Origin of the sequence: Streptococcus suis (genome assembly GCF_016743335.1) — a bacterium.
GTDB lineage: Bacteria > Bacillota > Bacilli > Lactobacillales > Streptococcaceae > Streptococcus > Streptococcus suis_Y.
Map to the genome: position 1 here is coordinate 111,738 of NZ_WCJE01000001.1, position 14,467 is coordinate 126,204.

General features: G+C 41.5%; 16 protein-coding genes and 1 riboswitch. Of the genes, 12 read left to right on the top strand and 4 right to left on the bottom strand.

The annotated features are described in order from the left end of the window. Positions 1 to 439: 439 nt before the first annotated feature. The 4 genes from F9856_RS00560 to F9856_RS00575 all read left to right on the top strand — a co-directional run bounded on the left by F9856_RS00560 (position 440) and on the right by F9856_RS00575 (position 4,828). The gene (locus F9856_RS00560; protein WP_044688527.1) at positions 440 to 2,215 is read left to right on the top strand and encodes an oligopeptide ABC transporter substrate-binding protein; all 1,776 of its coding nucleotides are present in this window, start codon (positions 440 to 442) and stop codon (positions 2,213 to 2,215) included. A 386-nt stretch (positions 2,216 to 2,601) separates the two neighbouring features. Then, entirely contained in the window at positions 2,602 to 3,147 is a 546-nt protein-coding gene (locus tag F9856_RS00565; protein ID WP_024378130.1) for a tRNA (cytidine(34)-2'-O)-methyltransferase, read from the top strand. A 49-nt stretch (positions 3,148 to 3,196) separates the two neighbouring features. After that, positions 3,197 to 3,533: riboswitch (FMN riboswitch) on the top strand. 59 nt (positions 3,534 to 3,592) lie between these two features. Further along, the gene (locus F9856_RS00570; protein WP_024375839.1) at positions 3,593 to 4,150 is read left to right on the top strand and encodes an ECF transporter S component; all 558 of its coding nucleotides are present in this window, start codon (positions 3,593 to 3,595) and stop codon (positions 4,148 to 4,150) included. Positions 4,151 to 4,174: 24 nt separating this feature from the next. Next, a complete protein-coding gene (locus F9856_RS00575; RefSeq protein ID WP_029177621.1) occupies positions 4,175 to 4,828 on the top strand; it encodes a phosphatase PAP2 family protein in 654 nt (217 codons plus the stop codon). A gap of 349 nt (positions 4,829 to 5,177) precedes the next feature. Here F9856_RS00575 and F9856_RS00580 read toward each other — a convergent pair whose 3' ends face one another. The 4 genes from F9856_RS00580 to F9856_RS00595 form a co-directional block, all read right to left on the bottom strand. Next, the gene (locus F9856_RS00580; RefSeq protein ID WP_202105414.1) at positions 5,178 to 6,977 is read right to left on the bottom strand and encodes an acyltransferase family protein; all 1,800 of its coding nucleotides are present in this window, start codon (positions 6,975 to 6,977) and stop codon (positions 5,178 to 5,180) included. Continuing rightward, the gene (locus tag F9856_RS00585) at positions 6,967 to 7,389 is read right to left on the bottom strand and encodes a membrane protein (protein ID WP_024375842.1); all 423 of its coding nucleotides are present in this window, start codon (positions 7,387 to 7,389) and stop codon (positions 6,967 to 6,969) included. Before F9856_RS00585 ends, F9856_RS00580 begins: the two co-directional genes overlap by 11 nt. 131 nt (positions 7,390 to 7,520) lie before the next feature. Beyond that, the gene (locus F9856_RS00590; protein WP_024375843.1) at positions 7,521 to 7,955 is read right to left on the bottom strand and encodes a low molecular weight protein-tyrosine-phosphatase; all 435 of its coding nucleotides are present in this window, start codon (positions 7,953 to 7,955) and stop codon (positions 7,521 to 7,523) included. Between the two features lie 169 nt (positions 7,956 to 8,124). Next, the gene (locus F9856_RS00595) at positions 8,125 to 8,337 is read right to left on the bottom strand and encodes a CsbD family protein (protein ID WP_044690644.1); all 213 of its coding nucleotides are present in this window, start codon (positions 8,335 to 8,337) and stop codon (positions 8,125 to 8,127) included. Positions 8,338 to 8,860: 523 nt separating this feature from the next. Here F9856_RS00595 and F9856_RS00600 point away from each other — a divergent pair. The 8 genes from F9856_RS00600 (at position 8,861) to F9856_RS00635 (ending at position 14,324) form a co-directional block, all read left to right on the top strand. Further along, positions 8,861 to 9,379, top strand: a complete 519-nt coding sequence (locus tag F9856_RS00600; protein ID WP_029175881.1) for a Dps family protein — start codon at positions 8,861 to 8,863, stop codon at positions 9,377 to 9,379. Between the two features lie 148 nt (positions 9,380 to 9,527). Beyond that, positions 9,528 to 10,406: an ABC transporter ATP-binding protein gene (locus F9856_RS00605; protein WP_029175882.1), complete on the top strand. Its 879-nt coding sequence runs from the start codon at positions 9,528 to 9,530 to the stop codon at positions 10,404 to 10,406. Beyond that, positions 10,403 to 11,134, top strand: coding sequence for an ABC transporter permease (locus F9856_RS00610; RefSeq protein ID WP_029175883.1), 732 nt, complete (start codon positions 10,403 to 10,405; stop codon positions 11,132 to 11,134). Before F9856_RS00605 ends, F9856_RS00610 begins: the two co-directional genes overlap by 4 nt. A gap of 8 nt (positions 11,135 to 11,142) precedes the next feature. Then, complete coding sequence (locus F9856_RS00615) at positions 11,143 to 12,237, top strand: sensor histidine kinase (RefSeq protein ID WP_029175884.1); 1,095 nt, start codon at positions 11,143 to 11,145, stop codon at positions 12,235 to 12,237. Further along, positions 12,234 to 12,836 carry a response regulator transcription factor gene (locus tag F9856_RS00620; RefSeq protein WP_029175885.1) on the top strand — a complete coding sequence of 201 codons (603 nt, stop codon included), beginning with the start codon at positions 12,234 to 12,236 and terminating at the stop codon, positions 12,834 to 12,836. The genes F9856_RS00615 and F9856_RS00620 overlap by 4 nt, the downstream gene beginning before the upstream one ends. 104 nt (positions 12,837 to 12,940) lie before the next feature. After that, on the top strand, positions 12,941 to 13,159 hold the full coding sequence (locus F9856_RS00625; RefSeq protein ID WP_024375849.1) for a YqgQ family protein: 219 nt from the start codon (positions 12,941 to 12,943) through the stop codon (positions 13,157 to 13,159). Then, positions 13,159 to 13,545 (top strand): rhodanese-like domain-containing protein, encoded by a 387-nt coding sequence (locus F9856_RS00630; RefSeq protein ID WP_029175886.1) that lies wholly within the window; start codon positions 13,159 to 13,161, stop codon positions 13,543 to 13,545. The genes F9856_RS00625 and F9856_RS00630 overlap by 1 nt, the downstream gene beginning before the upstream one ends. A 56-nt stretch (positions 13,546 to 13,601) precedes the next feature. Continuing rightward, positions 13,602 to 14,324, top strand: coding sequence for a hypothetical protein (locus F9856_RS00635; RefSeq protein WP_029179803.1), 723 nt, complete (start codon positions 13,602 to 13,604; stop codon positions 14,322 to 14,324). The last annotated feature ends 143 nt before the right edge of the window (positions 14,325 to 14,467 follow it).

Consider the following 14,467-nt stretch of genomic DNA (forward strand, 5'->3'; position numbering starts at 1 on the left):
TCAAAAGGTTTGGGGAACCTTTTAAGGCCTGGAGATAGGGCGAAGCAAGTTCGCCTCAATATTAACAGTCCACTGGACTGTTATAGCCAATCAATCACTGCGCTCAGATGTTGACACGAACGCTGAGAAGCGAGGTTGGTCTTTTTGCCCAGCCTCCGCTCGTCGAAGGAATCAAAGATAAACCAAATGACTCTCCGTTTTGTTACAGACAAGACTATACTTATCCGAGTTCATTGAGTATTGGGCTTAGTGGACTATCATAAAAAACGAAGAAGCAGTAGTGGCTGAAGAGGTACTCTTTTTTACCTCTATTCGCTGCTATTTTTAGTTAAAATGGAAAAAAGTGAGAATACTCAAAGGCGAACATTGTTGGTAAGATAGTTGCATATTTATGCTAAATCGTGCTATACTATTCAAAATAAATAAATGGGGTAGGGATATGAAAAGAATGAAAAACATCGCTTTAACTGGTATCGGTCTGCTTTCTATTGCAACGTTAACAGCTTGCCAAACTAAAGAAAAGACGAGTGATGTTGCTCTGACATTTAAATCAGAAGTGACACACGAAGGACAAACTATTGAAGGCGGAAGTCTCAAATATGCCTTGGTAGCTTCGGCACCTTCGACCGGTATCTTAATTGATGAATTATCGCAGACGGCGGTAGACTCAACCTTTGCAGGCATGGTTGATATTTCTATGTTTGGATATGATTCAGCTCGGACGTTAGACGATTCAGGCCTTGCTAAGGCAGAGTTTGATGTAGACGCAAAGACAGTTACCGTTAGTTTGACAGGCAAGGACTATAAGTGGTCCGATGGGCAAGCCTTCACCATCGATGATTATATTTTCACAATCGAACAACTAGCTAGTCCAGACTATACAGGGGTTCGTGCAGATACTACCTATACAAATATCATTGGCTTTGAAGAATTTCAGGCTGGAACAGCAAGTGAAATTTCAGGTGTTAAGAAGGTTGATGACTATACGGTAGTCCTCTCAGTGAAAGACATGTCTCCATCCATGATGTATGCTGGTGGTGGAGTACCTTATTTAGTCATGCCGAAACACATTTTTAAAGACATTGCAGTCAAAGATTGGGAATCAAGTGAGTATTCTCGTACGGCAAAAGTTGTCGGTATGGGTCCTTATAAGGTCAAGGAAATTGTCAATGGCGAGTCGGTGACCTATGTACCAAATGAGTACTACTTTAAAGGGAAAGTTAAGCTAGATAGTTACAGGATTGATATTGTTTCACCAGATACGATTGTTGCAGAAATGAGAGCAGGCAATTATGATATTGCTGATATGCCAACAGACCAGTACGAATCTTACAAGGACTTATCAAATATTACTTTGTTAGGTAGTTTGGATGGTATTTACAATTATATTGGCTTTAATCTTGGTAAGTACGATGATGCTAGTGGTAAGAATGTGACCAATCCTAATGCTAAGATGAATAATGTTAAATTGCGTCAAGCAATGGGATATGCGTTGGACAATGCGGTGATTGGAGAGAAATTATATAACGGCTTGTATCACCCGACAAACTCACTAATTATCTCTTTCTTTGGAGATGTTCACGATTCAGAACTAGCTGGCTATAGTTATAATCCTGAAAAGGCTAAAAAACTTCTCGATGAGGCAGGATATAAAGACGTAGATGGAGACGGTATGCGTGAAGATGCTGAAGGAAAATCGCTTACCATCAGTGTTGCAGCACAGAAATCAACCGAAACGCAAGAAACCATGGTACAGCAATACCTTACATGGTGGAAAGAAATTGGTTTGAATGTGGAACTCTATACAGGAAGAACTATTGAGTACAATACTTTCTATGAATCAATTGCTGCCAATGATGAGGGGATTGATGTCTATCTTGCTGCTTGGATTGCCGGCCTAGATCCAGACCCGACATCATTGTGGGGACCTGAAGCGATGTACAACTATACTCGCTTCGTTTCAGATGAAAACACAGCACTTTTAAATAAAATTACCTCTGCTGAGTCATTTGACGAACAAAAAAATATTGAAAACTACAAAGCTTGGCAAGAATATGCATTCGAACAAGCCTTTGCAATTCCAACCTTTGAACGTGAAAGTATTACTGCCGTTAACAAACGCGTTAAATATTACGACGTTTATATCGGTTCGGATAGTAAATCAGGCCATGAAAATCTTGAGTTGACTGCGGAAAAAGGGATTGCAGCAGAATAAATGTAAGAAAGGGGAGTTTATTTGCTCTCCTTTTTCATTTTCTATGAAAATTTGAAAAAAATGGGGCAAAACTCTTGATTTTCAGCCTTCTTTAAGCTACAATAGTATCACGATTTCATTGATTTAACTCAAACCTGTTGTGAGTTAAGTGAATGAATCATCATTCACCATGCTGTTTGCTGAGCTTGACTCCGGGCAGTGTGGCTATTTTTTTGTCTTTCTTGCCATAGGAGACAGTCGAGTCTTTTTACTCAATGAAAATCAAAAAAAGAAACTAGAAAACAAGCAGCAGACTGTACTGGTATACGGCAAAATGAAGCTGACATGGTTTGGATTTGATTTTCGAGGGTATTCGTGTTTAGTGAAATGTCACCAGAGAGGTCCTTATGAATATTGAAACATTAGAGTATATAGAAGAAACAGCCAAAAACCACATTGTCTTATTTGAACCACAGATTCCACAGAATACAGGCAATATTGCTCGAACTTGTGCTGCAACCAATAGTCCTCTCCATATCATTAAGCCTATGGGATTTCCAATTGATGACCGTAAGATGAAACGTGCAGGACTAGATTATTGGGATAAGTTAGATGTTCGCTTCTATGACAATTTAGCAGAATTTATGGATTATGCCAGCAAACAAGGACGTGTTCACTTAGTATCTAAATTTGCTGATAAAACCTATTCGGATGAAGACTATAATGATGGGAACATTCATTATTTCTTATTTGGTCGTGAAGATAAGGGCTTGCCAGAAGATTTTATGCGTGAACATCCAGAGAAGGCTATCCGTATTCCAATGAATGATGAACATGTGCGTAGTCTTAATGTCTCTAATACAGCGTGTATGATTGTATATGAGGCTCTTCGGCAGCAACAGTTCGTTGGTCTAGATTTGGTTCACACCTATGATGGGGACAAGTTAAAATAGTGAAAACTTACCAAGCTCTTGCAAATGCAAGGCTTTTTTGGTATGATGAAATAGTCTTCAGGGCAGGGTGAGATTCCCGACCGGCAGTGATTTTTTTGATTCTTGCTTTTCTTTTTCTCTCATTCGTCGTTGACCAGGCTTGCCTAACTCCAGTTATGCCTTCGCCTTGTCGCCTAGACTGATAGAAAAATCTTAAGCAACACTCAAAAAAAGTGTTTTTGTTTCATTTTAGGGCTAGGCAAGGAGGTGCAGACTATACTAAGGGTATGTCAAGCCGACTTAACGAAGCCATAAAATAGAAAGAAAGACACGTACAGTCTGCGAGCGAAAGCTGATGTGGTGCAATTCCACAACCGACAGTAAAGTCTGGATGGGAGAAGACGAAGTGGCGGCTTTTTGCCTGCCCTTCCACGCTTCTTCAATTTTCAAAAATTGGAGGAACCTTATGACAAACACACGCAAAATGACGATTATAGCCATTCTCTCAGCAGTATCCTTTCTGCTCATGTATTTGAAATTTCCGCTAATTCCAACAGCCAGTTTCCTGGAAGTGGATTTTTCTCTCGTACCGATTTTATTTGGTCTGCTTGTTTTAGATATGAAGTCTAGTTTTGCTATCCTTTTGGTACGAACTTTTCTCAAACTGATTTTAAATAATCAGGGACCATCGACAATTATTGGCTTACCGATGAATATTGCAGCTATGTCAGTTTTCATTTTAGCAGTAGCTCATTTCTGGAAAAATGAACAAACGTTAAAAAATTATTTAAAAGCAGCCGCTGTTGCGACGCTTGGTTCGACAGCAGTGATGCTGGTATTAAATTACGTTTATGCGGTGCCTGTCTATGCAGCCTTTGCAAATTTTGATATTAAAGAAATCTTGGGTCTGACTAACTATCTTTTGATGATGGTACTTCCTTTTAATCTTTTACAAGGGATTGTGCTTTCAGCAATATTTTATATCTGTTACAAAGCAGCCCAACCTATTTTAAAGAAAGTTTAACCTTTATAAGGTAAACTATACTGTATGAAGAATAAACAAATCCATTTACGAAACGCATCTTTTTTTGCTCTAGCCTTTGTGATATTGGGCTATGTAGTAAAATTTTATCCTAGTACCCTAGCAGGTTTTGACTCGACTGTCCAGTCTGCCATTCGTGGAAATTTGCCAAGTGGAGCCAGTCAATTTTGGACCTCTATTACTGTTTTAGGAAATACGGTTATTATTTTAGCTATTACCATGATTCTAGCTGCTATCTTTTACTACTATAAAAAATGGAAGATAGAAGCTTATTTCCTACTTGCTAGTTTTGCGGCGATGGGTGTGGCATCCACAGCCCTGAAATATGTCTACCAACGTCCGCGTCCAAGTATTGAATGGTTGATTGATACCATCGGTTATTCATTTCCTAGCTGGCATACTGCATCAACTATGATGATTGCAGGAGCAGTTGTTATTATTGTTCACCAGAGGATGAAGAAAGGCATAGCTAGACTTGTGCTACAAGCCGTGTTGATTCTACTTGCTGTCCTAGTAGCTGTATCCCGTATCTATATTGGGGTTCACTACCCGACAGATATTATCGGCGGTTGGCTACTTGCCGTCACTCTTTTACAAATGATGTATCCATTTTACGATCAGAAACGCTTTGAATGGCGTTTCCAAAGTAAGCAAAAATAGTCAATTTGACACCAACTCCTACTGTAAAAGGTAGGAGTTTTAACTTGTCATCTTTCTATTATAGACAATATGTAAAGACCTCCAATTGAGTGTGGTAATTCCTGTTAGAAGTTGATTGTTTTTTTTTATTCTAGTGTACAGGTAAATCCACGAATTCTCAACTGGGGGTCTTTACATATTGACTATATCGTTACTTCGCTTTTCCGTCCTTTGTAGAAGTGGCTTATTTCACAAGATTTATTGAGACTGAGCTCAGGCACAGCGCCATTTCTTAGAGTTCGCGCTGGACTTATCGGAAAATCGTGCAAAAATCCTCCGAGAAATTCTCAGAGGATGATGATGTATAAATCTAGTTTTTGATTGGGCCATCAGCAACGGCTTCGACAGCATTTTTTATCGTTTGGGCGAAGACTTCGCCTCCATTACTTTCAAGATTGAAATGAACAAGGTCGGTATTGTACCAAATTGGTGGATTATCCTTTGCAACTTGATACCAGTCTGCAATGGAAATGTAATCATATTTTTCAGCCAATTCTTTCTCGTATTGACCTGTTTGATAGGAAATGGATTCGCTTGGAGTGAAGTTTCCATCGTAAGGAGTAACAAAAATAAGGCGACGTCCTTTAGGAAAATCTTTGACTAGCTGGTCTAGTAGTTCCTGATAATTATCCGTAGTATTTGTACCTAGGGCTACAACTACAGTCTCTTTCAAGCTATTATTTTGCTTATAAAGATTTATCAATTTAGCAATTTCAGAGAGATTTCGACTGACAGTTCCATCGATCTGTGCATCTGGTAGCGTGGTCTGTATGGCAGCACTTGCGCGAACAGTAACAGAATCGCCAAAGATGATAACTCCTTTTTGAATTTCAAAACTAGTAGCTTTAGCGTTTTCAGCAGCAGATCGTGTTGTATTTAGTTGGGTCTGAGCTTGGTAAAGATTGCTAACCATGCTCTCTTGTTCAAAACTTCCTAATTTTGGTGCAAACAGACAGATACCTAAGCCAACTATGGTCAAGCAAGCAAAGCTACCAAGAAGCCATTTTTTATATGGTTTCAAATCTATGGGTAATCCAAACAAGCTTCCTACTTTTCCAGCAATATATGGTTCTAGAATATAAAAGGAAATAGTTGATAGGATAGTAGAAAAAACAAAGGATAATCCCGCAGCGATAGTGGCATTTGTCAGTTGTGTAAAGATAATGAGTAAGGGCCAATGGAAGAGGTAGATACCATAAGAAATACTTGAAAAGAAGAGGATAATTGCAGGTTCTTTGACATCTTCGGTTTTCTCGTGAAGTACCCGAGCAGCAAAAATCATAGTTGCTGTAGCTAAACTGGATAGAAGAAAACCAATTAGATAGGTCCAGATGGAACTGAATTGAAGAGTAAAGAGAAGAAGAAGTTCTACTCCTAGTCCTCCAAGAAACAGACCTATAGCTTGTTTGATAGTCAATGTATTCACTTGTTGCTGGAAGGCAGTTGTTGTATTTCCGATACCAGCGATGGTTGCGAGAATGCTTCCGAGGAAGAATGGGAAGGTATGTGTGAAGCTCGAGTAGTAAATGGTTGAGAAATTATCTACAAAGAAACTTGAGATAGACATTGCTAAAAAACTTAGCGAGAAGAGGCTTATAGATGTTAGAAAAATTGATCCACGTAGTTGCCCCACACTTTTTGAGATGCGAGTCAGATACCAAACTAAACCAGCCCAGACAAGGTAATACTGAACTTCTATGGCTAGTGTCCAAGTATGCATAAATAGATGAGGTGAAAATTGATTCTCGTAACTACCACCTGATAGAATTTCAAAGAAGTTTGTCATGAATCCGAGCGCAGCGGCTATCTGATTGCCGATATTGGCAATGAAATCATTGCGGACAAGCAGAGCAAGTGGAAGAACCAAAAGAATCGTTAAAACCAGAGGGGGGAGAATGCGATAGAACCTTCTTCTGAAAAAGCTGACAATATCTATTTTTTTATGTTTTGCAAACTCATCAATCAAAAGGGCGGTTGTCAAATATCCAGACAGGGTAAAGAAGAGGTCAACCCCCACAAAGCCACCTGGGAAATATTTGATAAAGAAATGATAGAGTAGGACAAAGACTAATCCAATCACACGTATAACGGATAACCATTTAATTTTCATATTGATAAATCCCCTGTTTAAAAGTTCCTTCGTAGGTAGCTTGTCCTTCGGTGGTCAATTTTCCTTTTCCATCGGCGTAGCCGTTTTTAAATTGCCCGGTATAAACCCACCCACTTGCAGATGTGTAGGTTCCTTGACCGTGGAAAATTCCATTTGTAAATTGTCCTTCGTAGACATCTCCATTATCAAAGGTCAATTTTCCTTGACCATTCATTTTATTTGCGACCACATAACCGTTGTACTGCAGGGCGCCATTATTGAAAGTTATGGCTTGCTTGCTGGCAATTCGCCCTGTAAATACAGAGAGGGCACAGATGAGGATGATAATAAGGGAGAGGATTTCAAGTTTTGGACGGGTGAAATGACTTGTTATATCATGCCATTTTATACTAGGTAATTTAAACTCTTTCATCGTTTTACTCTTTCATAGGATTTGACCGATGCTAATCAGTTCTTTCTAGGATACAGTAAGAAATTATCAGTTCAGTCAGAAATAGTTTACCATTTTTTTACAAATATTACAAAAATATTACATAGAAAATCTTATTCTTGGTCAAATGACTGTAACCTGTCCAACCAGTCTTGGCAACCTTTCTTTACCATTTCGTAGGTTTCGTCAAAATCTCCAGTATACCAAGGGTCTGGTACGGATTTTTCTGCGAATTGAAAAATCTTATTTTGTGCATGTGCTGGTGCCATTTTCTGTAAATCTCGGACATTATTGCCGTCCATACCGATGATAACATCAAATTCCTCAAAGTCTGCTTGAGAGATTTGTTGAGAAGTTTTGGTCTTATCATAGGGAATCTTGTGCTTTTGGAAAATTTTCTGTGTTCCAGGGTAGATAGGATTACCATGCTCCCAGTTTGAAGTAGCACGACTTTCAATATGAAATTGATTTGTTAAATCTTTCATGACAAATTCAGCCATAGGACTACGACAAATATTTCCAAGACAGACAAAAACGATTTTTTTCATAGATTCTCCTTTCGTGGCATAAGAAAAGAGAAGGTAGACTCGACAGGTAAATGTCTGAGTTCCCCTCTCTTGTATATTTTTGTTCGGGCTATAGGTAAAAGACCAAATTAAGTGTAATGTTCATTATCAAACAGTGCACGACCAATCCTATCTATATTGAACTCTTTGTTTATTTCTCTTCTTTGTCGAAAGCATTTTTGATGCCGTTAATGGCACCTTCAAGCCCGTCTTTTGCATCTTCGACTAGCTCTTTTGCCTTGCCAATTCTTTTCTCAACAAGTCCTTCAACTTCGATTGTCTTGTCGCCGGTCAGCTTACCAATTACCTCTTTTGCAGAGCCAGATAGCTGTTCTAGTTTTGCGTCAAATTTTTCTTCTGACATAAAATTCCTCCTTGATATACACATATGGGGGCGATGAGGCTGGGCAACAAGCCCAGGACCACTTCTCAGAGCTCGTGTCAACATCTCAGCGCAGTGGTTGATTGGGTTTAACAGTCCAGTGGACTGTTAAAGGTTGGAGATAGGATTTGCGAAGCAAATCTCAGCAATTCGTGTTTTGCACTCCAAATCTGGCCACTACGACTGATGCGAACTTTGTTCGCTATATCTCCAACCTCCAACAGTCAGAGTAGTGACTGTTGGAGCTGTGCGGGGGTGGGAGTGAAACAGTCTGGGAATAGACTGTTTCAGCTCAATAACTAGAAATAAAGACTTGTTGACGAACTCTTTTTGAACTAGTCGAGTTCTTTCCCACTCCCACATACTATTCTTACTTACTAGTCTATCGTATATAAGTTAATATAGCAAGGGATTTGTCTGCCAATAAGTCAGAGGATGAGGGATAATTCTTGCATTTTTCTCTTCTTTTATTTATAATAATTATAAATAAAAGAAAGGATGATATATGATGAAACAAAAATATTATCAATCTCCAGCAGAAATTGCGTCTTTCAGCCCGCGTCCATCACTGGCTGATTCTAAGGCTGTTTTGAATCAAGCGGTGGCTGATTTATCAGTAGCCCATTCAATCCTCCATCAAGTTCATTGGTATATGCGTGGTCGTGGCTTTATGATTTGGCATCCAAAGATGGATGAATATATGGAAGAAATTGATGGTTATTTGGATGAGATGAGTGAGCGTTTAATCACCGTAGGTGGGGCACCATTTTCTACCCTTAAAGAGTTTAGTGAAAATAGTCAGCTTAAGGAAGTTCCTGGTGACTACAATAAAACGATTGAAGAGCAATTGGCGCGTGTGGTAGAGGTGTTCCGCTATCTGGCTGCTCTTTTCCAAAAGGGATTTGATGTCAGTGATGAAGAAGGTGACAGCGTAACCAACGACATTTTCAATGTGGCTAAGGCTAGTATTGAAAAACATATTTGGATGCTGCAGGCAGAATTAGGTCAAGCTCCAGGATTGTAAATAGTTGAAGGGTCCAGTAGGACTCTTTTTTTGATGCAGATACGATATGACATTTGTCACATGAGTCAATGACAAAGTCTTCTAGTAGGGCTTCCCTTTTCTAGATATACTATGTATGTAAGATGTTCAAGAAGTAGGAGGTAGAAAAATGATAGAAGTACAAGCACTAGAAAAAATCATCAAAGGACGGACAATTTTGTCCAATATTTCCTTTGAAATCAAGTCAGGAGAATGTGTGGCTTTAATCGGTCCAAACGGGGCCGGGAAAACAACGCTCATGTCCTGTTTGTTGGGAGATAGGAAGGCGACGAAAGGCCAGGTTTTGTTGGACGGTCTGGCTCCACAGGCTCAGTCTAATAAGGAAAAGGTAGCAGTCTTACCACAAGAAAATGCCATTCCGACAGACCTGAAGGTCAAGGAATTGCTCCGCTTTTTCCAAGCCATCTACAAGGATAGTCTGACAGATGTGGAAATCGACAGCCTGCTCTGCTTTTCCCCAGAGCAAAAAAATCAACTGGCCGGCAAGCTATCGGGTGGTCAGAAACGGCTCTTGGCTTTCGTCATCTGCCTGATTGGCAAGCCCAAGTTGCTTTTCTTGGATGAGCCAACGGCGGGCATGGATACGTCGACCCGCCAGCGTTTTTGGGAGATTGTCCATGAACTTAAGGCTCAGGGTGTGACTATTTTTTATACCAGCCACTATATCGAGGAAGTGGAGCATACGGCGGAGCGGATTTTGGTTTTGCACCAGGGGCGGCTACTAAGAGATACCACGCCATTTGCTATGCGGAGTGAGGAGCAAGAAAAAGAAGTGACATTGCCGATTGCTTTTGCGGCGGTGGTGGAGAGCTTGGCTGAAATCAATGAAATCAGCTACAAACAAGATACGGTTAGCTTTAAGACCCGAGCTATTGAGCAGGTTTGGGCTAGCTTGCAGGAGGCAGGTTGTCGGATTTCGGATCTAGAGGTTCAGAACAAAACCCTGCTCAACAGCCTATTTGACAAGACGAGGGAGGAAGAATCATGAAAGCATTAGTTCAAGTAGAGGCGGTAAAATTATCCAGAAGTTTGGGAGTATTTCTCCTGTCTATCGGCATGCCCGTCATCTTTTTCCTGATTTTCTCATCGACGGTCCAGTTTGACGATGTGGCCATGCAAAAGGCCTTTATCCAGTCCTATATGCTGACCATGACAGGTTTTTCCATGTCGGGCTTTGCCCTTTTCACCTTTCCAACGATGCTGGCAGAGGACAGAAAAAATAGCTGGTTGACCTTTATCCAGCATTCGCCCCTGCCAATCTGGCAATACTATCTTTCCAAACTGGTGCGGGTCTTGCTCTGCTTTGTGTCTTCTATTGCCATTGTCTTTGCGGTGGGTGGCTTAGTTAAGGGTGTAGAGATGACAGCTCAAGAATGGGTAATTTCGGCTCTCTTACTTTTAGTAACCTCTATCGTATTTCTAGCTATTGGCTTGCTCTTGGTGCAAATTCAGTCGGAACAAACCATGTCGGTGGTGGCAAACTTGCTCTACTTTGTTCTGGCTATCATGGGCGGCTCTTGGATGCCTGTTTCCCTCTTTCCAGACTGGGTACAGCGAATCTGCAAACTCATGCCCAGCTACCATGCCAACCAGCTGGTGACCATCTATGCCCAAGAGGGAGATTTTCTCTGGAAATCCTTGCTAATTGTCCTAGGCTATGCGATAATTTTCTTAGGAATTGCTCTAGTTCTGAATAGAAAATCGGAGCAACAGTGAGGTGACAGATGATATTTGAAAAAAGAAAGGTACCGCTCATGTTCTTCGTGGGCATGGTCTTTCTCTATTTTCCCTTTTACTATGCCCAGTATAGTCCCAATCCGACGGCAGTTGTCCTAGCGACCATTCTCTTTGCCTTGGTCTATTGTTCTCTCTTTTACACCGACCACAAGCTCTATTCCCTGCTGGGGTGGTTTTACCTGATTGGCTATATCGCCGTCATGAGTTTTTGGGGCAATCTGCAATTCTCCCTCTTTATCTTTAATCTGTCCACTATGCTGGGCTGGTATTATAAAGAGAATCGACCGACCTATCGGACGGTGTCCTATGGGATCTTGTTACTGGCCATTATCCTCTGGGCTCTCTTTGGCCCTGTTCCTTTTGAGATGAGAGCTTTTGCACTCATCATTCACTTTTTCGGCTTGGCCTTGCTGATTTTCAGTTGGATTGAAACCAAGCGGGAAGCCCTTCAGCAACGCCTACAGGAGCAAAATGCGTCCATCAATCTCCTGCTGGCTGAGAATGAACGCAACCGTATCGGTCAGGACTTGCACGACACACTTGGTCATGTCTTTGCCATGCTGTCTGTCAAGGCTGAGCTGGTCCAGACACTTTTAGACCACGACCAGATTGACCAGGCCAAGAAGGAGGTGGCAGACCTTCAGACCTTGGCCAAGGACTCCATGCAGGATGTCCGCCAGATTGTCCAGTCCCTCAAGCAGCACACCGTGGCAGAGGAACTCCAGATTTTGCAGCAGATGTTGGACTTGGCAGGAGTGGATTTGGTCGTCTTGGGCGGGGAAATAGCAGAGCAGCTCAGCTTGCCCGTCCAGAACAAGCTGGCTATGGTGCTGAGAGAGTTGGCCAATAACCTGCTCAAGCACAGCCAGGCTAGCAATTGTCGTTTGGTTTTTGAAAAAGACCAGCAAGAATTGGTTGTATACTACGAAGACAACGGTGTGGGCTTTGCCCAGTTGACTGGTCAGGAATTGCATACCATAAAGGACAGGTTGGTAACGGTGAAAGGAAGTTTGGAATTTATCTCTCTAGCCAAGCCCACCCGCCTGTCCATCCGAATTCCGTTTGAGGAGGTGGTAGAATGAGAATCTTAGTCGCTGAAGACCAGGCCATGCTGCGGGACGCCCTCTGTCAGCTCTTGGGCTTTCAAGATGCGGTTGAGGCTGTTTTACAGGCAGAAAATGGCAGTCAGGCCCTTGCTCTTTTGGAAAAAGAGCAAGTAGATGTGGTACTGCTAGACATTGAAATGCCTGAGAAGACGGGGCTGGATGTCTTGGAATGGGTGCGAGCGAAATCCTTGCCCGTCAAGGTTGTCATCATGACCACCTTCAAGCGACCAGGTTATTTTGAGCGAGCGGTCAAGGCAGATGTGGATGCCTACGTGCTAAAAGAACGCTCCATTTCGGACCTTATGCGGACTATTGAAACGGTCTTGTCAGGGCGAAAGGAGTACTCGCCAGAGTTGATGGATATCCTCCTAACCCAACGCAGTCCCTTGACGGACCAGGAAAGCCAGCTGCTCAAGCTGGTTGCTGATGGCTTGTCCAACAAGGAAATCGCTAGTCAGCTCTACCTGTCTGACGGGACGGTCCGCAATTATATGACCTCTATCCTGTCCAAGCTGGGTGCAGAAAACCGCACGGCTGCTGTTAAGATTGCACAGGAAAAGGGTTGGATAGCATAACGAATGAGATTGGGCTAGAACCCAATCTTTTTTGATGAATGCAGGGAAACAGCACTTGAGTTTTTATATTGAAAATCTTCGGATATTCTGCTAAAATTTACTATATGAAACGACTATATGATGTGCAACAGTTGCTAAAACGCTTTGGTATTATCATCTATATGGGCAATCGTCTCTATGACATCGAGATGATGCAGATAGAGCTCAATCGCGTTTATCAGGCTGGTCTTCTGGATAGGATGGACTACATGGAGGCCGAATTGGTTTTGCGACGGGAACATCGTTTGGAATTAGAGTATCAGAAATCAAGGGAGAATGAGTGATGGCAACATTTTGGGTATTTTTAGTATTTTTGGCAGTATTGGGAGCCTGGATGGGTTTTAATTACTGGAGATTGCGCCGTGCGGCGACGGTGATTGATAATGCAGAATTTGCAGAAAAGATACACGGAGGTCAGTTGATTGACCTGCGAGACCCGAGTGAGTTTAATCGTAAGCATATCTTAGGTGCGAGAAATATTCCTTACCAGCAATTGCGCCAGTCTACAGCTGCTTTGCGTAAGGACAGACCTGTCTTAATCTATGAGAATGATCGTGGTCAGTTGGTAACGCCTGCAGCTCTTCATCTGAAGAAACAGGGCTTTAACGAAATCTATATTTTAAGCTATGGTCTAAACGGATGGAATGGTAAGGTAAAAACGACTAAGTAGCATTGTCAGTAGGCTAGAGTATTTTCTTATGCAATAAGACGGATAAGGGCAAAAATATGGAAAAGAAATTTGAAAAGTTGTCATTGGCAGAAATTGGCATTATTTCTTTTATGGGACTTATTTTATTGATTAGCTTAGGCGCTAGTTGGTATAAAAATGCTCAAAGCGAAACAAGTGATACAAAGACAGTACAGCAAGTGCCCAATCAGAAAAAAACGGTTGATACATTATTTCAGGATGCTGAGAATGCTGTCATTGTATTAGAAGGAACACATACTGAAGAGAAACTTGCAGAGGCACAATCTGCAGTAAACAAGGTTACGGATGCGACTAAAAAAGCAGCATTACAGAAACGGATTGACCAAGTAAAAGAGCTAGTGGGACAGCAGATAGATGCTCAAACACAGGCTAAGCTAAAAGCGGAGTTGGTCAGGGCGGAAGCAGCCCAAAAAGTAGCTGATGAGAAAAAAGTATCTGAAACAGGGACTAGTCAGTCAACGGACCTTGCTGAAGCTAGTGAGACCTCACAAGAATCCTATGTAGTGCCTAATCAAAATATATATGGAAATCAAAGTGTGAGTTCAACAAGCCAGTATACAAGCAGCGTGGCGTCAACTAGTACAAGTACTTCAGTGCCTCCGACTAGTGAAGGAGCACCTGTGGTAGAAACTCCAACAGTTTCTGAAACACCGGCGGAAACGACGGATTCAACAACTAGCCTGGTTGAGTCAGTAGAAACAGTTCCAACAGCTGACGAGAGTTCGCCAGATAATCCGTAGGCTTTTTAGCTACGGGGTGTATTAGCATACTGGAAAAATAGCTATTTGTATTTCAACATCAATTTTTTCTTGTAACAATCTAGTTTAATACATACGATAAGAGTGAGGAATTTCGCGTAAAACAGAATTTCCTTGCTTTTTAT

What these genes read in the sequence shown, in the direction of transcription:
- F9856_RS00575 (WP_029177621.1), top strand. Translation starts at nt 4,175, where the DNA reads ATGAAGAATAAACAAATCCATTTACGAAACGCATCTTTTTTTGCTCTA.
- F9856_RS00615 (WP_029175884.1), top strand. Translation starts at nt 11,143, where the DNA reads ATGATATTTGAAAAAAGAAAGGTACCGCTCATGTTCTTCGTGGGCATG.
- F9856_RS00610 (WP_029175883.1), top strand. Translation starts at nt 10,403, where the DNA reads ATGAAAGCATTAGTTCAAGTAGAGGCGGTAAAATTATCCAGAAGTTTG.
- F9856_RS00565 (WP_024378130.1), top strand. Translation starts at nt 2,602, where the DNA reads ATGAATATTGAAACATTAGAGTATATAGAAGAAACAGCCAAAAACCAC.
- F9856_RS00570 (WP_024375839.1), top strand. Translation starts at nt 3,593, where the DNA reads ATGACAAACACACGCAAAATGACGATTATAGCCATTCTCTCAGCAGTA.
- F9856_RS00580 (WP_202105414.1), bottom strand. Translation starts at nt 6,977, where the DNA reads ATGAAAATTAAATGGTTATCCGTTATACGTGTGATTGGATTAGTCTTT.
- F9856_RS00585 (WP_024375842.1), bottom strand. Translation starts at nt 7,389, where the DNA reads ATGAAAGAGTTTAAATTACCTAGTATAAAATGGCATGATATAACAAGT.
- F9856_RS00620 (WP_029175885.1), top strand. Translation starts at nt 12,234, where the DNA reads ATGAGAATCTTAGTCGCTGAAGACCAGGCCATGCTGCGGGACGCCCTC.
- F9856_RS00625 (WP_024375849.1), top strand. Translation starts at nt 12,941, where the DNA reads ATGAAACGACTATATGATGTGCAACAGTTGCTAAAACGCTTTGGTATT.
- F9856_RS00635 (WP_029179803.1), top strand. Translation starts at nt 13,602, where the DNA reads ATGGAAAAGAAATTTGAAAAGTTGTCATTGGCAGAAATTGGCATTATT.
- F9856_RS00630 (WP_029175886.1), top strand. Translation starts at nt 13,159, where the DNA reads ATGGCAACATTTTGGGTATTTTTAGTATTTTTGGCAGTATTGGGAGCC.
- F9856_RS00605 (WP_029175882.1), top strand. Translation starts at nt 9,528, where the DNA reads ATGATAGAAGTACAAGCACTAGAAAAAATCATCAAAGGACGGACAATT.
- F9856_RS00560 (WP_044688527.1), top strand. Translation starts at nt 440, where the DNA reads ATGAAAAGAATGAAAAACATCGCTTTAACTGGTATCGGTCTGCTTTCT.
- F9856_RS00595 (WP_044690644.1), bottom strand. Translation starts at nt 8,337, where the DNA reads ATGTCAGAAGAAAAATTTGACGCAAAACTAGAACAGCTATCTGGCTCT.
- F9856_RS00590 (WP_024375843.1), bottom strand. Translation starts at nt 7,955, where the DNA reads ATGAAAAAAATCGTTTTTGTCTGTCTTGGAAATATTTGTCGTAGTCCT.
- F9856_RS00600 (WP_029175881.1), top strand. Translation starts at nt 8,861, where the DNA reads ATGATGAAACAAAAATATTATCAATCTCCAGCAGAAATTGCGTCTTTC.